Source organism: Pandoraea sp. PE-S2R-1 (genome assembly GCF_002179865.1).
In the GTDB taxonomy this organism is placed as follows: domain Bacteria; phylum Pseudomonadota; class Gammaproteobacteria; order Burkholderiales; family Burkholderiaceae; genus Pandoraea.
This window is the reverse complement of sequence record NZ_NGUR01000187.1, coordinates 1-267: the sequence shown is the minus strand read 5'-3', so window position 1 is coordinate 267 and position 267 is coordinate 1. Positions and strand designations below refer to the sequence as shown.

General features: G+C 69.7%; 1 protein-coding gene. It reads left to right on the top strand.

What is annotated here, in order from left to right; all coding sequences use genetic code 11:
• The coding region (locus CDV44_RS27640) for an aldehyde dehydrogenase family protein (RefSeq protein WP_141118865.1) at nt 1–267 on the top strand (267 nt) is incomplete at both ends.

The window sequence follows — 267 nt, the reverse complement described above, 5'->3', positions numbered from 1 at the left end:
GCAGGAAGGCGCGCGCGTGGCGGCCGGCGGTCAGCTCCGGGGCGCGACGACCTCGCCGGTGGCTGGTACTACGAGCCCACCGTCATGACGCAGGCCCACAACGACATGCGCTTCATGCAGGAAGAGATCTTCGGGCCGGTGGTCGGCGTGATGCCCTTCTCCGGCGAGGCCGAACTCATCGAGTTGGCCAACGCCACGGAATACGGCCTTGCCGCCGGGATCTGGACGCGCGATATCGACCGCGCCCTGCGCTTCGCCCGCGACGTG